We start from the raw sequence: 18,996 nt of genomic DNA, 5'->3' as shown, positions 1-18,996 counted from the left end.
CGATATTGTAACGACAAAAATTAAAAGGGCTCCAATGAACCCCTAATGAGCTTACCGAAGGGATTAACCATTATTCCATATGATAATTAGGCGCTTCCTTGGTGATCGTAACGTCATGGACATGACTTTCACGCATACCGGCATTAGTTACCCGAACAAATTCGGACCGCTGATGCATGTCATCGATCGTACAGCTACCGGTATAACCCATACTCGCCCTAATGCCGCCCAACAATTGATGGATGATCGCATACAAGCTGCCTTTGTAAGGTACTCTGCCTTCAATACCTTCAGGCACCAGTTTTTCGACTTTATCGGTTTCCTCTTGGAAATATCGGTCGCTGGAACCTTGTGATTGCGACATCGCGCCCAGCGACCCCATGCCTCGATACGATTTATAAGAGCGTCCTTGATAAAGCTCGACTTCGCCCGGCGCTTCTTCAGTACCGGCGAACAAACCACCTAACATCACCGCATGAGCCCCCGCCGCCAATGCTTTGGCGACATCCCCCGAATACCGAACTCCGCCATCCGCGATCAGCGGAACGCCGGTACCTTTAAGCGCATCGGCAACATTACTGACTGCAGTTATTTGAGGCACACCCACACCGGCAACGATACGAGTCGTACAGATCGAGCCAGGCCCGATGCCCACTTTAACCGCATCGGCTCCAGCCTCAACCAAGGCTTTCGCAGCTGCTGCCGTGGCGATATTTCCACCGATCACCTGCACTTCCGGATAATTTCGCTTAACCCAACCGACCCGATCCAATACGCCTTGAGAATGCCCGTGAGCCGTATCGACAATAATCACATCAACGCCAGCCTTCACCAATGCTTCAACGCGCTCTTCGGTACCTTGACCGGTCCCGACCGCCGCGCCTACGCGAAGACGTTCTTGCTCATCTTTGCATGCTTGCGGATAGTCTTTCGCTTTTTGTATATCTTTGACCGTGATCATCCCTTTCAAATGAAATGAATCATTGACCACTAATACTTTCTCGATACGATATTTGTGCAGCAGTTCGATAGCTTCCTTGTGGTCGGCATTTTCATTAACCGTAATCAAGCGTTCTTTTGGCGTCATCACTTTCGAAACCGGCTCATCGAAGCGGGTTTCGAAGCGTAAATCGCGACTCGTCACAATACCGACTAAATTATCGCCATCGACAACCGGCACGCCGGAAATGTTTTTTGCTCGTGTCAGCGCCAATACTTCACGAATACTAATATTAGGCGATACCGTAATCGGGTCCTTGATCACCCCGCTTTCGTATTTTTTGACTCGCAACACTTCCCGCGCTTGTTGTTCCGCAGTCATGTTTTTATGAATAATACCGATTCCGCCCTCCTGTGCAATTGCGATGGCGAGCCTCGATTCTGTTACCGTATCCATCGCCGCGGAAATCAAAGGAATATTAAGCGTAATGTCGCGCGTCAAGCGGGTTTTCAAATCCACATCGCGAGGCAACACCGCCGAATGGGCCGGAACTAGTAATACATCATCAAACGTGAGAGCTTCCTGAATAACTCGCATACTCACTCCTTACAGTCAGAAAAATAACCGAAAATTATACTATGAAATATTTAACATTAGAATCAGCTTAATCGATATAGTTTCCGAACCGTTAGACAATCGCTAACAACCCGATTATTCCGAAAGTAACTTTACCGCCATAATAAAGATTAATAATGAAAAATAACTCTTCATGGTTTGCGCGGGAAGCTTATGGGCCAATTTTGCACCTACCGGTGCCGTGATCATACTCAATAATACAATGCCTGCAAACGCGGGCAAATAAACATAACCCCAACTGCCTGCGGGCAAGCCGGTTTTTCCATAGCCTAACAACATATAACTGAGCGTCCCGCCAAACGCAATCGGCAATCCGCAAGCACTGGCAATACCCACCGCATTGCGAACTGGATATTGCCCGCGCACCAAGTAAGGCACCGTCATCGTCCCGCCCCCGATACCTAACAATGAAGAAAGAGTTCCGATGACAATGGCCACCGCTGCATCCAATAATCGCGATTGCCGCATCACGACCGCTTCCGGCTTGATTTGAAATGCCATCTGAACCCCTATATACAACAGAAAAATAGCAAAGATAATACGCAGTGAGTCCGCCGAAATAGTGTCGGCAATGACGGCGCCTAAAACCGACCCTATTACGATGCCCGGAACCAAGTTGTAAACCTTATGCCATATCACAGACTTCAACCTGTGATGCGCAAGAGTCGCCGAAATTGAAGTCAACACGATAGTCGACAATGACGTGGCCACAGCCATATGCATGATAAAATCGGCTGAAAAATCCTGCGACTTAAACAAAAAAACTAGTATCGGCACCAATATCAGTCCGCCGCCGATGCCGAATAATCCTGCTAATAATCCGCTTACCGTGCCGGCAATCATGCTTAATATAAAAATTTCGACCACTTGCCCCCCTTTTGTTAACAGCGTATTTTTTTAAGACTCTAATCAAGCGTTATACTAACGCCATCATAGAAAGACGAAGACAAATCATAATCATGAAAACCTATTTAGTCGGCGGCGCGGTACGCGACCAGCTGCTCAACCTCCCTGTGACGGAAAGAGATTGGGTCGTGCTCGGGGAAACACCCGAATCAATGCTGAAAAAAGGATTTAACCCTGTAGGCAAAGATTTTCCGGTATTTTTACACCCCGAGAGCAAGGAGGAATACGCGCTGGCACGGACCGAACGCAAAACCGGCCCAGGTTACAAAGGATTCAGTATTCACAGCGCGCCAGACGTCAGTCTGGAACAAGACCTTCTACGCCGCGACTTGACTATTAACGCCATCGCGATGAGCTCGGAAGGCAAAGTCATCGATCCGTATAACGGTATTGCCGATCTAGAAAATCGTATTTTACGCCATGTTTCCCCAGCTTTCAGCGAAGACCCGGTCCGAGTGTTGCGCGTTGCACGCTTTGCTGCTCGTTATGCGCATTTAGGCTTTCATATTGCCGATGAAACCTTGAGACTCATGCAACAAATGGTTCGTAGCGGTGAAATCGACTATCTTGTTCCCGAACGCGTCTGGGCCGAGCTATATAAAGCGCTCATCGAAAGAACGCCATCGGCATTTTTTTATGCCCTCAGAGAATGCGGAGCGTTAGCCAAAATTTTCCCGGAAATAGACGCCCTCTTCGGCATTCCACAACCGCGACAACATCACCCTGAAATCGACACAGGCATTCATACGATGCTGAGTCTCGAACAAGCGGCTCGCCTATCCGAGAAACCCGAAATTCGCTTTTCCGTCTTAGTGCATGATCTCGGCAAGGCGATATCTCCGAAAGAACGACTTCCGCATCACTACGGTCATGAAAAAACCGGTCTGCCTTTGCTTGAGCAATTAGCTGACCGAATACGAGTACCAAATCATTATAGAATGCTCGCTAAACGGGTCATGCGCTACCACACACTTGCGCATAGAGCTTTCGAACTGCGGCCTGCTACCTTAACCGACCTGTTGTTAGACCTAGGGGCATTTAAAAATACCTCAACCCTAAAAGATTTCTTATTAGCTTGCGAGGCGGATGCGAGAGGCAGGGGCGGGACAGAAAACACCGCCTATCCGCAGGCCGGTTACATTTTAGAAGCCGCTAAAGCAGCGGCAGCCATCGATATTTCCGGCGTACTCAAATCCGGCCTGGAAGGTGCTCAAATCGGCGCGGCAATTCGCAGGTTAAGGATACATGCGATTACTGAAAATCTGAAACAACAAAAAAACACTAATGCAAACCTGTCTTGAATTAAAAAGACATTCGCCTTATATTGCCCTTTTAAACGATAAATTACACCATGCCATCTTTTGACATAGTTTCCGAATACGACTCGCACGAAGCGCATAACGCCGTCGACCAGGCTAATAGGGAAGTTACCACACGCTTCGATTTTAAAGGTTCCGGCGCGACATACGAACTCAAGGACGATACAGTCACGATGAGCGCCGGCTCGGAATTTCAATTGCAGCAGATGCTCGATATCTTGCAAATGAAACTGACCAAACGCGGCATCGACATCAGCTGCATGGAAATCAACGAACCCAAAACTACCGGCAGAACGGCTCAACAGATCATAGAACTCAAACAAGGCATTGAATCGCTACTTGCCAAAAAAATCGTCAAGTTGGTCAAAGATAAAAAACTTAAGGTACAGGCGGCTATACAAGGCGAAAAAGTAAGGGTCACCGGTAATAAAAGAGACGACTTACAACAAGTCATTCAAATGCTCAAGGCGGAAAATTTTGAAATGCCGCTACAATTCAATAATTTTCGCGATTAAACCGAATCACCGTAATTTTATACCTTTCGCACTTCAAATTTCGGCAGTGCCAGAGGAGGCGCCTGGGTGTCCGGTCGATTTTCGCTCCTGCAAAATCGACATTCACGCCATCCTGGCGTTCATAAAGGCTTTGCCAGCATGGAGCTGGCATAGAGCCTACATGGACGTATTCACCCAGCACCTAAATTCCATAGCTCATTGGCTAGGATTAATTGTCCAGGATAATTTAGGTGCTGGGTTCACGGCGTCCTCTAGCGGGCACCCAGGCGCCGAATTTTGATCTTCGACGGGTATAAATATCGATAGCCGATATAGCAAAACACTGCTAAAAGCATCCAAACGGTCACCAACGGACCGACCACACCGTCATAACTACTCACCAAATAAAGATTAGGCGATTCAGGATCGACGTTGAATAAGGACTTGTTAAACTTTATCTGCCAAACCCAAGCGGTGTGACAACCAATACATAAAGCCAAGCTGTTCGGCACCCTCGACCTAACGACTCCCAGAAAAACTCCGACCATGAACAACGCTAAAAAGGCGGGCAAAATATCGGGATTCATGACATTTAGCAACGCCTCTTTCAACAAAACGAATCCGCTAAAAAAGGTAACCTCTTCATTCGCAAAACGGCTATGGCTATCGAGAAAATGTAATATGCCGTAATAAAAAGAACTAATCAGCACGACTCCGATCACCGGCATTCTTTGTTTCAGGCCAGCGAACAGAATACCTCTAAAAATCGGCTCTTCGGCCAGCGATATCAATAAAGCCAATAAAAATCCCGTAACGAATTTTTGTAAAACCCAAGCAAAAGACCAGGATCGCGTCTCATCAATGACATGAACGCCCGCAAGATAGAGTACGATAAAAACCGGTAGCAACGTCAAAACACCTAAGCCTAACCCGTAACCGAACTGCCGCAGCATCGTAGCTTTATCGGCAAAGCCCAAATCCCGCCCCTTGAGATGAAGCACCGCCATGACCGGAAAAATACTCAACACTAAGAATAACTTACCGACCTTGCTGATGATTTTATGCAGCGGAAACTGATCGCCGAAACCCAGCCATATTAAATAGCCTACCACGCAACCCAGTGACGCCGCAGCCAACAAGACCGCCAATGGCATTAAAATATAAACAAGATATTTCATGATTGTATACTACTTCCGAAATCGCCCCACAGCATCTGTAGAGAGGCGATCGAGGCCAACGCAGCCGTTTCGGTACGCAAGACTCTGGCCCCTAGACGAACCGCTATAAAACCCGCCGCTTTGGCCATATCCCGCTCATAGTCGGCAAAACCGCCTTCCGGGCCGGATAGCAAGGTAACTTGATCATTTAACGGCTTAAGCTGAGACAAACTGGTTTCGGCATAAGGGTCCAAAAAAATTCTCAAACCTGCTTGTTTATCGACCCAATCGCTCAAATCATCAACTGAATTCAGTGCGGGTAAAACGGTTCTACCACATTGCTCGACCGCATGTTGCACAATTTTTTGCCAATGCATCAACCGTTGCTGTTGCTTTTCACCTTTCAATTGCACGACGCAACGTTCGGTCACCAACGGAGTGATCTTGTTAACCCCTAACTCTACTGCTTTCTGTATGCCCCAATCCATTTTATCGCCTCGCGATATCGCAAGACCAAGATTAATCGTCAAATTAGACTCAACCGTCCGGTCGCGCCATTGCCCCAAATCCAGGGCAACTCTTTTTTTGCTCGCTTCAGCAACAACCGCTGTATATTCGCCGCCTTTACCATCGAAAACGATCAATCTCGAATCTTTCTTCAGTCGTAAAACCGTTCTGACATAATGAGCCGCATCGTTGTCAAGCTCTACGCTCTGACTTTTACCAAGGCCTTCTTGCACATACAAACGGGAAACTCTCATCTCAAATACCCATGACCTGTGAGTTATACTTCGCGCGGTCACAAAAAAAGGGCTTTCGCCCTTTTCACGATAAACCGCCCATCCTTCTTTGATTAATCCGATAAATTCAAATTATTCCAAATCGCCAACGTTGGCGCGGATTGATTCATCGTATAAAAATGCAATCCCGGGGCGCCATTATCCAACAATTGCTGACATAAACGGGTTACGACATCGCAACCGAACGCGATGATTTGTTCCCTATCGTCGCCGAAGCCTTCCAATTTTTTCCTCAGCCAGCGTGGAATGTCCGCGCCGCACATATCGGAAAAACGAAATAATTGCGAATAATTCGTAATCGGCATGATGCCGGGAACAATCGGAATATCGATACCCATTTTTTCGCAGGCATCGACAAAATAAAAATAAGACTCGGCGTTATAAAAATACTGCGTAATCGCGGCATTCGCACCGGCATCGACTTTGCGTTTGAAATTCTTTAAATCCTCGGCAGCACTTCGCGCCTGAGGATGGGTCTCGGGGTATGCTGCGACATGAATCTGAAAATAATCGCCGGTTTCGCTACGAATAAAGTCGACCAACTCATTGGCATAGCGAAATTGCCCGGCCGACATCATTCCGGACGGCAAATCGCCCCTCAACGCAACAATTTTTTTTATCCCGTTCGAGCGATAACCGTGCAGAATCTCTCTGATATTCTCATGCGTCGATGCAACGCATGACAGATGAGGCGCCGCAGCAACGCCGCGTTCTTGAATTTTAACGACCGTATCGAAGGTCTTATCCCGCGTCGATCCGCCGGCGCCGAAAGTCACCGAAAAAAAATCGGGATTCAAACGACTCAACTTTGCATGCACGGCCTGCAAACTTTCCTCGCCGGCTTCGGTTTTGGGCGGATAAAATTCGAAACTGAACAGCTTGGGATATTTTTGTTGTGTTTGCATGATTTCAGATTATTGAAACAACAGACAAGCCAATCAATGACTTGTCCGTGTCTACATCGATCAATAACGGTAATGTTCGGGCTTGAACGGTCCATCCATCGACACATTGATATACTCGGCTTGCTTCTCAGTCAACCGGGTCAATTTCACACCCAATTGGTTTAGATGCAATGCCGCGACTTTTTCATCCAATTTTTTAGGCAATACATAAACTTTATTCTCGTATTTATCCGCATGATTCCATAGCTCCATTTGCGCCAGAACCTGATTGCAGAACGAGTTAGACATGACAAAGCTTGGATGACCTGTCGCACAGCCTAAATTAACTAACCGCCCTTCGGCTAATACGATTAAACGTTTGCCGTCCGGGAAGATAACATGATCGACTTGCGGCTTGATGTTTTCCCATTGGTATTGTCGTAACGAAGAAATTTCGATCTCGGAATCGAAATGCCCGATATTGCAGACAATGGCTTGATCCCGCATCGCCGCCATATGATCATGCGTAATGACATTAAAATTACCGGTCGCCGTGACAAAAATATTGGCGATCGGCGCGGCTTCTTCCAATGTGACGACACGATAGCCTTCCATCGCCGCCTGCAAAGCGCAAATCGGGTCGATTTCGGTAATCCATACGGTCGCACCCAAGCCTCGTAACGATTGCGCACAACCCTTGCCGACATCGCCATAACCGCAGACGACTGCAATTTTACCGGCAATCATGACATCGGTCGCGCGCTTGATACCGTCAACCAAGGATTCGCGGCAGCCGTAAAGATTATCGAATTTCGACTTGGTGACCGAATCATTGACATTGAAAGCCGGAACCATCAGTTTGCCTTTGGCAACCATTTCGGTTAGCCGCAACACGCCTGTGGTCGTTTCCTCGGAAAGCCCCTTGACATCGGTCATCAGCTCAGGATATTGCTGATGCATCATCAACGTCAAATCGCCCCCGTCATCCAAAATCATATTCGGACGCCAGCCGTTCGGCCCTTCTATCGTTTGCGCGATACACCACTCAGCCTCTTCTTCGGTCTCGCCTTTCCAAGCGAAAACCGGAATACCTTTAGCGGCAATTGCCGCAGCTGCATGATCCTGCGTCGAAAAAATGTTGCAGGACGACCAGCGAACTTCAGCGCCCAGTGCGATCAAAGTCTCGATCAACACTGCAGTTTGAATAGTCATATGCAAACAGCCGGCAATGCGCGCGCCTTTCAGCGGCTGCTCACTGCCGAATTCCTCACGCAAAGCCATCAAACCCGGCATTTCGGTTTCGGCGATATTGATTTCCTTACGGCCCCACTCGGCAAGATTAATATCTGCGACTTTGTAGTCCGGTTGAGTCATTGTTATCTCCTATATTTACTTAAAGCCCGGCCGCATCTCTCAATGCATCGGCTTTATCGGTTTTTTCCCAACTGAAGGACGCTTCGGTTCTACCGAAATGACCGTATGCTGCAGTCGCCTGATAAATCGGCTTCAATAAGTCCAAAGCTGCAATTAAACCTTTCGGTCTTAAGTCGAAATGTTCCCGAATTATCTGTACCAATCTTTCTTCGCCGACTTTTCCGGTCCCGAAAGTCTCGACGCTGATCGAAGTCGGCTCGGCAACACCGATCGCATAGGAAACTTGAATTTCGCAACGCTCGGCAAGACCTGCCGCAACAATATTTTTTGCGACATAGCGCGCCATGTAAGCTGCGGATCTATCCACTTTCGAAGGATCCTTGCCGGAAAACGCGCCGCCGCCGTGTCTCGCCATCCCGCCGTAGGTATCGACGATGATTTTACGACCGGTCAAACCGCAATCACCGACGGGGCCGCCGATCACGAAATTACCGGTCGGATTGATGAAATATTTGGTGTCTTTGTGCAACCACTCCTTGGGCAAAACATGCAAAATAATCTCGTCCATGACAGCCTCATGAATCTGCTTGGCACCGATTTCCGGAGAGTGTTGAGTCGACAATACGACTGCGTCGATCGCGACCGGCTTATTGTTCTCATAGCGGAAAGTAATTTGGCTTTTCGCATCCGGTCTAAGCCATGGCAGGGTTTTATTTTTACGAACTTCGGCTTGGCGTTTGACCAACAAATGAGAATAAGTGATCGGAGCCGGCATCAACACGTCGGTTTCATTGGTCGCATATCCGAACATCAAGCCTTGGTCGCCCGCACCTTGTTCATGATTATCGGACTCATCGACGCCCATCGCGATATCGGACGACTGTTTGCCGATTGCGTTCAAGACCGCGCAACTTTGTCCGTCGAAACCGATGTCGCCATGATCGTAGCCAATATCGCAGACGACTTTTCTGACCAGTGCTTCAGTATCCACCCATGCATCGGTCGTGATTTCGCCGGCTAAAATAACCATACCGGTTTTAACCATCGTTTCGCAGGCCACCCGCGAGCGCGGATCTTGCTCAAGGAGTGCATCCAACACCGCATCGGAAATTTGATCCGCGACTTTATCCGGATGACCTTCCGAAACCGATTCTGATGTAAAAATAAAATTATTGCTCACGACACCGCCTTTACTCTCTAATGTCTAATACACAAAAGGCTGCATCAGCAGCCTTTCAAATGATGGTGGGCCCTGTAGGACTTGAACCTACGACCTGCCGATTATGAGTCGGACGCTCTAACCAACTGAGCTAAGGGCCCTTAAATTTTTATTCGCCATCCAAGAAGCAACGCAATTGTTCGGATCTCGACGGATGCCTCAATTTTCTTAATGCTTTTGCTTCTATTTGCCGTATCCTTTCGCGAGTCACATCAAACTGTTTACCAACCTCTTCCAAAGTGTGATCGGTGTTCATATTAATCCCAAATCGCATTCTCAAGACTTTTGCTTCTCTAGCTGTCAAACCGGCCAACACACTTTGGGTCGACTCTCTAAGGCCTGCAATCGTCGCCGATTCAATGGGGGACAATACTTTAGCATCTTCTATGAAATCTCCCAAATGAGAATCTTCATCGTCTCCAATCGGCGTTTCCATAGAAATCGGTTCTTTCGCAATTTTCAACACCTTACGAACTTTATCTTCAGGCATTTCCATGCGCTCGGCTAGTTCTTCCGGGGTCGCCTCGCGACCCAATTCTTGCAGAATCTGCCTTGAAATCCGGTTTAATTTATTGATCGTTTCAATCATATGCACCGGAATTCTAATCGTTCTGGCCTGATCGGCAATCGAACGCGTGATCGCCTGTCTGATCCACCAGGTCGCATAAGTCGAAAATTTATAACCGCGTCGGTACTCGAATTTATCGACCGCTTTCATTAAGCCGATATTACCTTCCTGAATCAAATCCAGGAATTGCAAGCCGCGGTTGGTATATTTTTTTGCGATCGAAATGACCAAGCGTAAGTTCGCTTCGATCATCTCCTTCTTAGCGCGCCGAACTTTTGCTTCGCCGATCGACATGCGTCGGTTGATATCCTTGATATCGCTAACTGACAAGCCATAAGTACTGGCAATATCGGCTAATACCGCTTGCGCCTTCTTGACTTCCTGTTCATTTTCCGCGATGACCTGATTATCAATTCCCGTCGATCGCAGATATTGAACCAACCATTCGTAATCGGTCTCATGACCGGTCATTGCAATAATAAATTCTTTGCGTGTCATTTTGGCTTCATTGACACACAGATCCGCTATTAACCTTTCCTTTTCACGGATAAGAGCGACCGCCTCTGAAACGGTAGCCGTCAACCTTTTAAAATATTGGGGAGCCCATTTAAACTCGATGAAGCTTTCCGCAAGCTCATCTAGCTTTTCATTGACCTTAGGATCACCGTAACCATGTTTCTTGATGGCCGCCGCCGCCGATTTATGCAGCGTACGCAGCACTTCGACTTTTTCCTTGACATCATTATACTCAAGCCCTTTGACCTCATCTTCGTCGGCGCCCTCATCGACCGAGTCGTCATTAGCCGCTTGACTACTGAAAACCGCCTCCGGTTCACTAAGATCAACGAAGCCGGATACTAAGTCCGTCAAACGAATACCACCTTCTTCGTCCGATATGGAGTCAAAGTCACTAATGAATTCATCAACGACTTTACAGGATCGAGAAATCGCTCTGACAACCTGTTGCTGTCCTTCTTCTATGCGTTTGGCGATTTTTAATTCGTCTTCCCGGTTCAGTAATTCAACCGATCCCATTTCCCTCATATACATGCGAACCGGATCGGTAGTTCTGCCGAACTCGCTATCAACCGAGGCTAAGGCCGCTACTTCGTCATCATCATCCTCATCACCGGTAACCGCAGCGCCGTCGGTAATAAGCGAGTCTTCATCGGGGGCATCCTCATAAACTTGAATACCCATGTCGTTGATCATACCGATGATATCTTCTATCTGTTCCGGATCGGCAATATCGCTGGGCAAATGATCATTAACCTCGGCATACGTCAAGTAACCTTGCACTTTACCTTTGGCTATCAATTGTTTAAGTTGGGACTGCTGTTGTTCTTGATTCATCACTCACTCACAGAATACGATCAGCACAATTACGCTGAACAGGAAATTATACAACATATTCTTTTTTATGTTAATACGAATTCCCTTTTATCGGCTTACCAGTAATCTCCCTAATATTTCTCGCTCCTCTCGACTTAAGCCTTCCGCCGACTCTTTTTCTAATAACTGCTCAATACGACTTTCTCTCGCTTGCGCATTCAATCGCTCCAAAGCGTCTGAAAATTCGGCACGAACCCCATCCTCGGGAACCATTACATCCAAAAAGACCAGTTGCTTCACGACTTTCTCACTATTTCGTCCACGAAACAATTCTAAAAGCATGGAAAGATTTTTCGGATATTCGCTCGAAATCAGATCGACAACTTCCTTAAACAATTCTTTGCCGGGAAAGTTCAAACTCTCCCAATCAAGCTCTTTTTGCTCGACAACCTCGATCAAATCGGGATTTTGCAACAGCAATGAGATAGCCACCCTTGCAGGAGATAAACGCTTTTTATCCCTATGGACAGCAACCTTGGGTACCCTTGAGAGTGTAGCCGTATTTTCTAAAACGTCCAGTTTATTGAAACCCGATAAATCCTGAAGTCTTTGATACATCATCTCCCTGAATACGCCGACCGGCAATTGCTCTAAATACTTTTTCGAACGACTAATCAACTGTGCACGCCCCTCCATTGACTCCAGCGACAATTCGTCTTGAACTCGGCCGAAAAAATATTCGGATAGCGTTGCAGCCAAAGCAATACCACGCTCGAATGCAGCAACACCTTCCGCCCTAATCAACGAATCGGGATCCTGGCCTTCCGGCAGCAGCATGATTTTTACCTGCCTACCATCTTTCAAACAAGGAAAAGTCGCCTCCATCGCACGCCAAGCCGCCTCTTTTCCGGCTTTGTCGCCATCGAAACAAAACACTAATTCCGAACTGAACCGGAACAATAATTCCATATGCGCCTTGGACGTCGACGTACCTAGGGTCGCAACGGCATAGCCGATACCGAACTGAGCCAAAGCCACCACATCCATATAGCCCTCGACCACCAGAATCCGTTCCGGCCTTGAATGGCTTTGCAGTAATTCATAAAGCCCGTAAACTTCATTACCTTTAGAAAATATGGGCGTTTCCGGTGAATTCAAGTATTTCGGCAAAGAATCATCCAATACCCTCGCGCCGAAACCCACGACGCGCCCACGCTTATCGCGGATAGGAAACATGACTCTCCCGCGGAAGCGATCATATCCACCCCCGCCCTCCTTGCTAACAAGCAACCCGGCTTTAGTAAGCGCCTCAAAATTGAAACGGGAAGCCAACGTATTCCAACCTTCAGGCGCATAACCCAATTGATACGCCTTAGCGATTGCACCGCTAACACCACGACGCTTTAAATAATCGATCGCTTTCTTGCCGTCTCCGCTCGCTAATTGTTCAGCATAAAATGCGGCTACTTGATCCATCAATTCGTAGATCGGCCCGACATCGCTCCGGGAGCTTCCTGCCGGCGCTACAATTGACTCGCGCGGCACCGAAACACCGACAAATGCAGCCAGATCTTCGACCGCCTCGACAAAATCCAAATGGCTAAAATCCATTAAGAAACTGATGGCATTGCCGCTGGCTCCGCAACCAAAACAATAAAAGAACTGTTTTTTACGATTAACCGAAAAACTAGGCGTTTTTTCTGTGTGAAACGGACAGCGCGCTACAAAGTTGCTACCCGTTTTTTTTAAAGGAACGTGCGAGTCGATTAAATCAACGATGTCAACTCGCAGTAGGAGATCATTAATAAAGTCTCGAGGAATTCTACCGGACATAGATTACCCGGAACTCAAACTTTAATAGACGAATCGGACTATCACCCTGCTAAAACGGCTTTAATTTTTGCACTAACAATAGCCATATCGGCGCGGCCTTGCATTTTATTCCTCAGCAACCCCATCACTTTACCCATATCCTTAACCGATTCGGCACCGGATTGCTCAACCGCTTCGGCAACCATTTCATCAATTTCCTGCTCGGTTAGTGCCTGCGGCAGATAGTTCTGAATCACCAAAATCTCGGCTTCTTCGACCTCGACCAAATCCATGCGGCTTGCCCCTGAGTACTGCCTAATCGACTCCCTGCGCTGCTTGACCATTTTATCGAGCACAGCAATGATCTGATCATTATCGAGTTCGATACGCTCATCGACCTCGCGCTGTTTGATGGCCGCCATGATTAAACGTATCACGGCAAGTCTCGCTTTATCGCCGCCCTTCATAGCGGCTTTCATATCTTCCTTGATACGGTCTTTTAGTAATTCCATACTAATATCAATTCCGGCCGAATTATAATTGCGGACGACCGCGGCGCAGATTTTTCAACGCATAACGTTCGCGAGCCAATTTTTTTAAATGACGCTTGATCGCCGCCGCACCTTTTCTTTTACGTTCGGCAGTGGGTTTTTCATAGAATTCACGACGTCTGACTTCGGACAGGACACCGGCTTTCTCGCAAGCACGCTTAAAACGGCGAATAGCAATATCGAATGGTTCGTTTTCTTTAACTTTTACTGACGGCATTATTAATGATCCAACTGTGTTAATATTTAAAAATCGAGGGACGATAGTCCCTATATAAAAATGAACTCATTATTATACGCCCTCTTAGCATTTTTTCAAAAATCCATGTACGTTTTAGGCTTAGAAACTTCCTGCGATGAAACCGGAGTCGCCATTTATCATGCCGAAAAAGGTCTCATCAACCACTTGCTCTACAGTCAAATCGACATGCACAGCGAATACGGCGGCGTCGTTCCCGAACTGGCCTCGCGCGACCATATTCGCAAACTCGTCCCGCTGATCAAACAATGCATGAACGAAGCCGGACTAACGAGCCGAGATATCGGCGGTATTGCCTATACAGCGGGGCCTGGACTAATGGGCGCCTTGCTAGTCGGCGCGGCTACGGCAAACAGCTTAGCCTGGGCTTGGCGTAAACCGGCGATCGCGGTTCACCACATGGAGGGACACTTACTCGCGCCAATGCTGGAAAACAATCCGCCGTCATTTCCATTTCTAGCCCTGTTGATTTCGGGAGGCCATACGATGCTGGTCGAAGTTACAGGTATTGGCCGATATCGCTTATTAGGAGAATCGCTCGACGACGCTGCCGGCGAAGCCTTCGATAAAACCGCCAAAATGCTCGGCCTGGGTTATCCCGGAGGCCCCAAACTATCCGAACTAGCCAAACGCGGTACCCCACGCTTTAAATTCCCAAGGCCTATGACCGACCGACCCGGGCTCGATTTCAGTTTCAGCGGCCTAAAAACTTACACAATGAATGCATTGCACGACACAGCGCAATCCGATCAAGACAAAGCCGACATCGCCTTCGCATTTCAGACCGCCGTTGCTGAAACATTGAGCATCAAATGCAAGCGCGCACTACAACAAACCCGATTGGATAAACTGGTCGTGGCCGGCGGCGTCAGCGCTAATTCGGCCATTCGTCAATCTTTGACGGAAATGGCCGACAAAGAACAAGCCCTAATTTATTTTCCACGACCTGAATTTTGCACAGATAACGGTGCAATGATTGCCTATGCCGGTTGCCAACGATTGATGGCCGACCAACACCAGGGAAGCGTTATATTTGCACGCGCGCGCTGGCCGATTGAAGAACTGCCGCCGGTTTAACTTGCTATACCTTTCGCACTTCAAATTTCGGCATTGCTTAAGGAGGCGCCGAAACCCTCGTCAAACACACCTGAACTGCTAACTAAAAATTATAAGTAAACCGAACGAACCCCAATTGGTTTAGCTCTCCTCGCCGGCCAGTAGCCTCTGTATGTTACTTTTATGACGCCACAATAATAATACGGTCATCAACACACAAGACCCGACCAGACCTGGACTCTCGACAATATACCATGCATAAGCGGACGATAAGCTCGATGCAATCAAAGCCGATAAAGACGAAATCTTGGAAATTTTATAAATTAACAGCCAAGTTGCGATAACCGCGAAGCCTAATACCCATGAAAAACCCAGCAATACACCAACCGATGTCGCGACCCCTTTACCGCCTTTGAATCCAAAAAAAACCGGATACAAATGCCCAAGAAATGCCGCCAAACCGATCAAGGCCAACGCATCGACAGGCATGCCCAGTATTTTTGCCAAATACACAGGCAATAAGCCCTTCAGCATATCGCCTAACAACGTGATGCCGGCCGCTTTTTTTCCGCCGATTCTCATCACATTCGTCGCCCCGGGATTTCCGGACCCCTGCTCACGAGGATCAGGTAAACCCATCATTCGACAAACAATAATCGCACTCGAAACCGAACCCGCCAAATACGCGAACAGCACAAACAACCCTTCAAGCATTATTTCACCTATCAACATAGAACTGTATTTTCCCCAATATTCAATAAATTTGATGATATTTACGGCCAATTGCTATAAATTGGCCTTATATCATTCTTATATCGATAATAACTCAACGACATAATAAACGGAAAATTCAATGGACATCATTTTTTTAGGTGGTCTGGAAATCGAAACGATCATTGGCATCTATGACTGGGAAAGAACCCAAAAACAAACCGTAGTGCTAGATATCCAAATGGCCTTCGATATTAACAAAGCAGCCGAGACCGACGATATCAAGCATGCCCTCGACTATAAGTCCGTTTCCAAACGCATTATCTCGTTTGTCGAAGCGAGCGAATTTTTTCTAGTCGAAAAATTAATCGAAGAAATTGCCAAACTGATACAAAACGAATTTCATGTACCCTGGGTAAAAATCGTATTAAACAAAAAAGGCGCCATTCGCGGAGCCAGCGATGTCGGCATTATCATCGAACGAGGTAAAAAATAAATCATGGCCCGATGCTACATAAGCATAGGAAGCAATATCGACCGGGATGACAACATCCCCTCTAGCTTGCGCGCGCTCGACCATCATTTCGGCCAACTGATCATTTCCAGTCTTTACGAATCGGAAGCGGTCGGCTTCAGCGGCGATAATTTTTATAATCTTGTCGTGGGATTCGATACCGAGCTCGATGTCAAGAGCGTCGCCAAAATACTAAAACAAATCGAACTAGAGCATGGCAGGGTTCGCGACAGTAAAAAATTTTCCGCGCGAACACTAGATCTTGATTTACTGTTATACGACGACCTAATTATCGAAGATGGCCGATTACAAATACCGCGTAAGGAAATCGAACAATACGCCTTCGTCCTTGAACCGCTCGCTGAAATTGCTCCGGACAGCAAACATCCGATTAGCCGATTAAGTTACAAAGAATTATGGCAAAATCTAGACAAAAGTAATATCAAGCAAACGCGTATACGACCCGATTGGCCTCTTAAGCAATGACTGTTTTTTTTCAGCAGACCTCATTTTGAGTAGTTTCGCCAACTTTAGGGAGCGGGATATGTTATTCATTTATAACTTTCTCATACTTAACTAAAATAAATCATTCTCAATCGTTATAATTTTCGATGACCTCAAACATTTCTCACACAAACCGCGGACTCGATAAATCTCTCGAATCGTTTAGCGCGGATTTACATCGATTGGCGAAGCAACAACTGCAAGAACACGCAGGCGCGAGGACCTTCAAGCTTGTTTATCAACAACAAGCTTTTTGGATTAAACAGAGCCAGATTGCTCACCCTAGAATTTGGCATTGGCTCGGAGCGGTTGTCGCGATACTGAGCCGCAATCCCTTGCTGAAACCCACCGTCGCTACCGGAGGACCCGAGGCATTGAAAGCCGAGGCTAGCCGCTTGAGAAAGCTTGCGGCTTTAGGCGTCAGCGTTCCTCAAATCGTTGCCGAAGGCAAGGACTGGTTCATGCTTAATGATATCGGCCGCCCATTGACAGGCTGGATTAGAGACCCCGAAGTTTCGCGAGAACAAAAACGCACAATCGTCAAAAAGGCCTCCGAACAATTGGCCTTGCTTCACAGTCAAGGACTCTGGCACGGCCGCCCTGCTTTCAGAGACATGGCTTACGATGGTCAATTCTTCGGATTTTTAGATTTCGAGGAAGATCCGGGCTGTGTACTGACTCCGGCTCAATGCATGATGCGCGATACTTTGCTTTATATCCATAGCTTACATCGATACCTGGCCGATGATCGACCTATGATACTAGAAGCCATCGAAGCCTACCGACAACTGGCGCCTAAATTGACTTGGCGCAATACTCTTTCCTTCGCAAGACAAGTTTGGCTGATTTACGGACTGCTGGCTTTGCTGCACCGTTATTTAGGAAAAGATGCAAAATACGCTTACCAAACCCTCAAAACCCTAAGAAACTACGGCAACTAAGGGTTCGGGCGGCAGGGCAGATTTTTGCTCCTGAAAAATCTGCATTCATGCCATCCATGGCAATCAGTCGCCGCCGCCAAGCCTACACGAACGTATTCACCCAGCACCTAAATCCAGCACCTAAATTCCATAGCCCATTGGCTATATTTAATATCATGGCTTATTTAGGTGCTGGGTTCACGGCGCCCTGTCAAGCGAGTTACCGAAACCTCTATAAAACTCAATAGCACAAGGAAGTTATTTTTCACGAAATCCTAAAGACGAATCCCTAAATGCGTTCGCTGAAGGCTTAGCAAAACAATGTTCTCCCTCCATCGACCGCAATGACTTGGCCGGTAATGTAATCTGCTTCCTTGATTAAAAACCGTACTGCGCGAGCAATATCCTCGGGCGCGCCGTTGCGTTTCAGTGCAATCCGTTCGACAATTTCCTGCTTAACCGCTTCCGACATATCTTGCTCCGGCCATAAAATTGCACCGGGCGACACTGCGTTGACCCTGATGTCGGGGCCTAGCTCCTTGGCCATAACCCGGGTCATTGCCACTAAACCGGCCTTGGCTATACTGTAAACAGGATAGCCTTTGAGCCCTCGTTCCGCATGAATATCGGTAATATTCACGACACAGCCCCGCCTTGCCGAAAGCTCCTCGACTAAGGCTTGCGTTAAAAAAAACGGCGCTTTGAGATTACTACCGATCAAATCATCCCAATCATGCTCGGAAACTTGGCCGATTCCGGTCGGATAAAACGAAGACGCATTATTGATCAAGGCATCGATACCGCCCCAGGCCGTTTTCGCATAATCGGCCAACAATAACAATTCAGCCTTTACCGCCAAATCCGCCTTAATTATCTGCGCCGAATCGGGCCGAATGTCGTTCAACAGATCGCTCAACTGCAGAGCACTACGCTCCGATGATCTATAATGCAACAAAATATTAAATCCGCTTTCATGCAACAATTTCGCACAGGCCGCGCCAATTCGCTTGGCGCCACCGGTAATCAATACATTTTTGCGCACG

The 18,996-nt window shown here is 47.4% G+C and carries 19 protein-coding genes and 1 tRNA gene; 6 read left to right on the top strand and 14 right to left on the bottom strand.

Annotation, left to right across the window (positions count from 1 at the left end; all coding sequences use genetic code 11):
• Nucleotides 1-70: 70 nt before the first annotated feature.
• Entirely contained in the window at nucleotides 71-1,537 is a 1,467-nt protein-coding gene (guaB, locus tag WJM45_RS00510) for an IMP dehydrogenase (protein WP_341327058.1), read from the bottom strand.
• 114 nt (nucleotides 1,538-1,651) lie between these two features.
• The gene (locus WJM45_RS00505; RefSeq protein ID WP_341327057.1) at nucleotides 1,652-2,443 is read right to left on the bottom strand and encodes a sulfite exporter TauE/SafE family protein; all 792 of its coding nucleotides are present in this window, start codon (nucleotides 2,441-2,443) and stop codon (nucleotides 1,652-1,654) included.
• Between the two features lie 92 nt (nucleotides 2,444-2,535).
• Between WJM45_RS00505 and WJM45_RS00500 the strand changes: the two genes are divergently transcribed.
• Both WJM45_RS00500 and WJM45_RS00495 read left to right on the top strand, forming a co-directional pair.
• On the top strand, nucleotides 2,536-3,783 hold the full coding sequence (locus WJM45_RS00500; protein WP_341327056.1) for a multifunctional CCA addition/repair protein: 1,248 nt from the start codon (nucleotides 2,536-2,538) through the stop codon (nucleotides 3,781-3,783).
• A gap of 50 nt (nucleotides 3,784-3,833) precedes the next feature.
• Nucleotides 3,834-4,316, top strand: a complete 483-nt coding sequence (locus WJM45_RS00495) for a YajQ family cyclic di-GMP-binding protein (RefSeq protein WP_341327055.1) — start codon at nucleotides 3,834-3,836, stop codon at nucleotides 4,314-4,316.
• Between the two features lie 251 nt (nucleotides 4,317-4,567).
• Here WJM45_RS00495 and WJM45_RS00490 read toward each other — a convergent pair whose 3' ends face one another.
• The 10 genes from WJM45_RS00490 to rpsU all read right to left on the bottom strand — a co-directional run bounded on the left by WJM45_RS00490 (nucleotide 4,568) and on the right by rpsU (nucleotide 14,209).
• A complete protein-coding gene (locus tag WJM45_RS00490) occupies nucleotides 4,568-5,473 on the bottom strand; it encodes a CPBP family intramembrane glutamic endopeptidase (protein WP_341327054.1) in 906 nt (301 codons plus the stop codon).
• The gene (locus WJM45_RS00485) at nucleotides 5,470-6,213 is read right to left on the bottom strand and encodes a 16S rRNA (uracil(1498)-N(3))-methyltransferase (RefSeq protein WP_341327053.1); all 744 of its coding nucleotides are present in this window, start codon (nucleotides 6,211-6,213) and stop codon (nucleotides 5,470-5,472) included. Before WJM45_RS00485 ends, WJM45_RS00490 begins: the two co-directional genes overlap by 4 nt.
• A 92-nt stretch (nucleotides 6,214-6,305) precedes the next feature.
• Nucleotides 6,306-7,157 carry a methylenetetrahydrofolate reductase [NAD(P)H] gene (metF, locus tag WJM45_RS00480; protein WP_341327052.1) on the bottom strand — a complete coding sequence of 284 codons (852 nt, stop codon included), beginning with the start codon at nucleotides 7,155-7,157 and terminating at the stop codon, nucleotides 6,306-6,308.
• A 60-nt stretch (nucleotides 7,158-7,217) separates the two neighbouring features.
• The gene (gene ahcY / locus WJM45_RS00475; RefSeq protein ID WP_341327051.1) at nucleotides 7,218-8,510 is read right to left on the bottom strand and encodes an adenosylhomocysteinase; all 1,293 of its coding nucleotides are present in this window, start codon (nucleotides 8,508-8,510) and stop codon (nucleotides 7,218-7,220) included.
• Between the two features lie 19 nt (nucleotides 8,511-8,529).
• On the bottom strand, nucleotides 8,530-9,690 hold the full coding sequence (metK, locus tag WJM45_RS00470; RefSeq protein ID WP_341327050.1) for a methionine adenosyltransferase: 1,161 nt from the start codon (nucleotides 9,688-9,690) through the stop codon (nucleotides 8,530-8,532).
• Between the two features lie 63 nt (nucleotides 9,691-9,753).
• Nucleotides 9,754-9,830, bottom strand: a tRNA-Ile gene (locus WJM45_RS00465).
• 8 nt (nucleotides 9,831-9,838) lie between these two features.
• Nucleotides 9,839-11,650 carry an RNA polymerase sigma factor RpoD gene (gene rpoD, locus WJM45_RS00460; protein ID WP_341327049.1) on the bottom strand — a complete coding sequence of 604 codons (1,812 nt, stop codon included), beginning with the start codon at nucleotides 11,648-11,650 and terminating at the stop codon, nucleotides 9,839-9,841.
• Between the two features lie 87 nt (nucleotides 11,651-11,737).
• Nucleotides 11,738-13,462, bottom strand: coding sequence for a DNA primase (gene dnaG, locus WJM45_RS00455; RefSeq protein ID WP_341327048.1), 1,725 nt, complete (start codon nucleotides 13,460-13,462; stop codon nucleotides 11,738-11,740).
• Between the two features lie 41 nt (nucleotides 13,463-13,503).
• Entirely contained in the window at nucleotides 13,504-13,953 is a 450-nt protein-coding gene (locus WJM45_RS00450) for a GatB/YqeY domain-containing protein (protein WP_341327047.1), read from the bottom strand.
• A gap of 22 nt (nucleotides 13,954-13,975) precedes the next feature.
• A complete protein-coding gene (gene rpsU, locus WJM45_RS00445) occupies nucleotides 13,976-14,209 on the bottom strand; it encodes a 30S ribosomal protein S21 (RefSeq protein WP_014146611.1) in 234 nt (77 codons plus the stop codon).
• A 105-nt stretch (nucleotides 14,210-14,314) separates the two neighbouring features.
• Between rpsU and tsaD the strand changes: the two genes are divergently transcribed.
• The gene (tsaD, locus tag WJM45_RS00440) at nucleotides 14,315-15,325 is read left to right on the top strand and encodes a tRNA (adenosine(37)-N6)-threonylcarbamoyltransferase complex transferase subunit TsaD (protein WP_341328991.1); all 1,011 of its coding nucleotides are present in this window, start codon (nucleotides 14,315-14,317) and stop codon (nucleotides 15,323-15,325) included.
• A 120-nt stretch (nucleotides 15,326-15,445) separates the two neighbouring features.
• Here the strand turns inward: tsaD and plsY are convergent, their stop codons facing one another.
• Nucleotides 15,446-16,021, bottom strand: coding sequence for a glycerol-3-phosphate 1-O-acyltransferase PlsY (gene plsY / locus WJM45_RS00435; RefSeq protein WP_341328990.1), 576 nt, complete (start codon nucleotides 16,019-16,021; stop codon nucleotides 15,446-15,448).
• Between the two features lie 136 nt (nucleotides 16,022-16,157).
• Here plsY and folB point away from each other — a divergent pair, with 136 nt between their 5' ends.
• The 3 genes from folB to WJM45_RS00420 all read left to right on the top strand — a co-directional run bounded on the left by folB (nucleotide 16,158) and on the right by WJM45_RS00420 (nucleotide 17,974).
• A complete protein-coding gene (folB, locus tag WJM45_RS00430; RefSeq protein ID WP_341327046.1) occupies nucleotides 16,158-16,511 on the top strand; it encodes a dihydroneopterin aldolase in 354 nt (117 codons plus the stop codon).
• Nucleotides 16,512-16,514: 3 nt separating this feature from the next.
• Nucleotides 16,515-17,015: a 2-amino-4-hydroxy-6-hydroxymethyldihydropteridine diphosphokinase gene (gene folK / locus WJM45_RS00425; RefSeq protein WP_341327045.1), complete on the top strand. Its 501-nt coding sequence runs from the start codon at nucleotides 16,515-16,517 to the stop codon at nucleotides 17,013-17,015.
• A gap of 125 nt (nucleotides 17,016-17,140) precedes the next feature.
• Complete coding sequence (locus WJM45_RS00420; protein WP_341327044.1) at nucleotides 17,141-17,974, top strand: hypothetical protein; 834 nt, start codon at nucleotides 17,141-17,143, stop codon at nucleotides 17,972-17,974.
• Between the two features lie 289 nt (nucleotides 17,975-18,263).
• Here WJM45_RS00420 and WJM45_RS00415 read toward each other — a convergent pair whose 3' ends face one another.
• Nucleotides 18,264-18,995: a pteridine reductase gene (locus WJM45_RS00415; RefSeq protein ID WP_341327043.1), complete on the bottom strand. Its 732-nt coding sequence runs from the start codon at nucleotides 18,993-18,995 to the stop codon at nucleotides 18,264-18,266.
• Nucleotide 18,996: the final 1 nt, after the last annotated feature.

The sequence above is a fragment of the Methylotuvimicrobium sp. KM2 genome (genome assembly GCF_038051925.1).
In the GTDB taxonomy this organism is placed as follows: Bacteria; Pseudomonadota; Gammaproteobacteria; order Methylococcales; family Methylomonadaceae; genus Methylotuvimicrobium.
Note: the sequence above shows the minus strand (reverse complement) of the source record. Positions and strands in the feature narration are given on the sequence as shown.

Bases quoted from the DNA above. Each gene is read 5' to 3' on its own strand.
- guaB (WP_341327058.1), bottom strand. From the start codon at position 1,537: ATGCGAGTTATTCAGGAAGCTCTCACGTTTGATGATGTATTACTAGTT.
- WJM45_RS00495 (WP_341327055.1), top strand. From the start codon at position 3,834: ATGCCATCTTTTGACATAGTTTCCGAATACGACTCGCACGAAGCGCAT.
- WJM45_RS00450 (WP_341327047.1), bottom strand. From the start codon at position 13,953: ATGGAATTACTAAAAGACCGTATCAAGGAAGATATGAAAGCCGCTATG.
- WJM45_RS00490 (WP_341327054.1), bottom strand. From the start codon at position 5,473: ATGAAATATCTTGTTTATATTTTAATGCCATTGGCGGTCTTGTTGGCT.
- folK (WP_341327045.1), top strand. From the start codon at position 16,515: ATGGCCCGATGCTACATAAGCATAGGAAGCAATATCGACCGGGATGAC.
- rpoD (WP_341327049.1), bottom strand. From the start codon at position 11,650: ATGAATCAAGAACAACAGCAGTCCCAACTTAAACAATTGATAGCCAAA.
- WJM45_RS00500 (WP_341327056.1), top strand. From the start codon at position 2,536: ATGAAAACCTATTTAGTCGGCGGCGCGGTACGCGACCAGCTGCTCAAC.
- rpsU (WP_014146611.1), bottom strand. From the start codon at position 14,209: ATGCCGTCAGTAAAAGTTAAAGAAAACGAACCATTCGATATTGCTATT.
- WJM45_RS00485 (WP_341327053.1), bottom strand. From the start codon at position 6,213: ATGAGAGTTTCCCGTTTGTATGTGCAAGAAGGCCTTGGTAAAAGTCAG.
- metF (WP_341327052.1), bottom strand. From the start codon at position 7,157: ATGCAAACACAACAAAAATATCCCAAGCTGTTCAGTTTCGAATTTTAT.
- WJM45_RS00420 (WP_341327044.1), top strand. From the start codon at position 17,141: ATGACCTCAAACATTTCTCACACAAACCGCGGACTCGATAAATCTCTC.
- folB (WP_341327046.1), top strand. From the start codon at position 16,158: ATGGACATCATTTTTTTAGGTGGTCTGGAAATCGAAACGATCATTGGC.
- ahcY (WP_341327051.1), bottom strand. From the start codon at position 8,510: ATGACTCAACCGGACTACAAAGTCGCAGATATTAATCTTGCCGAGTGG.
- tsaD (WP_341328991.1), top strand. From the start codon at position 14,315: ATGTACGTTTTAGGCTTAGAAACTTCCTGCGATGAAACCGGAGTCGCC.
- dnaG (WP_341327048.1), bottom strand. From the start codon at position 13,462: ATGTCCGGTAGAATTCCTCGAGACTTTATTAATGATCTCCTACTGCGA.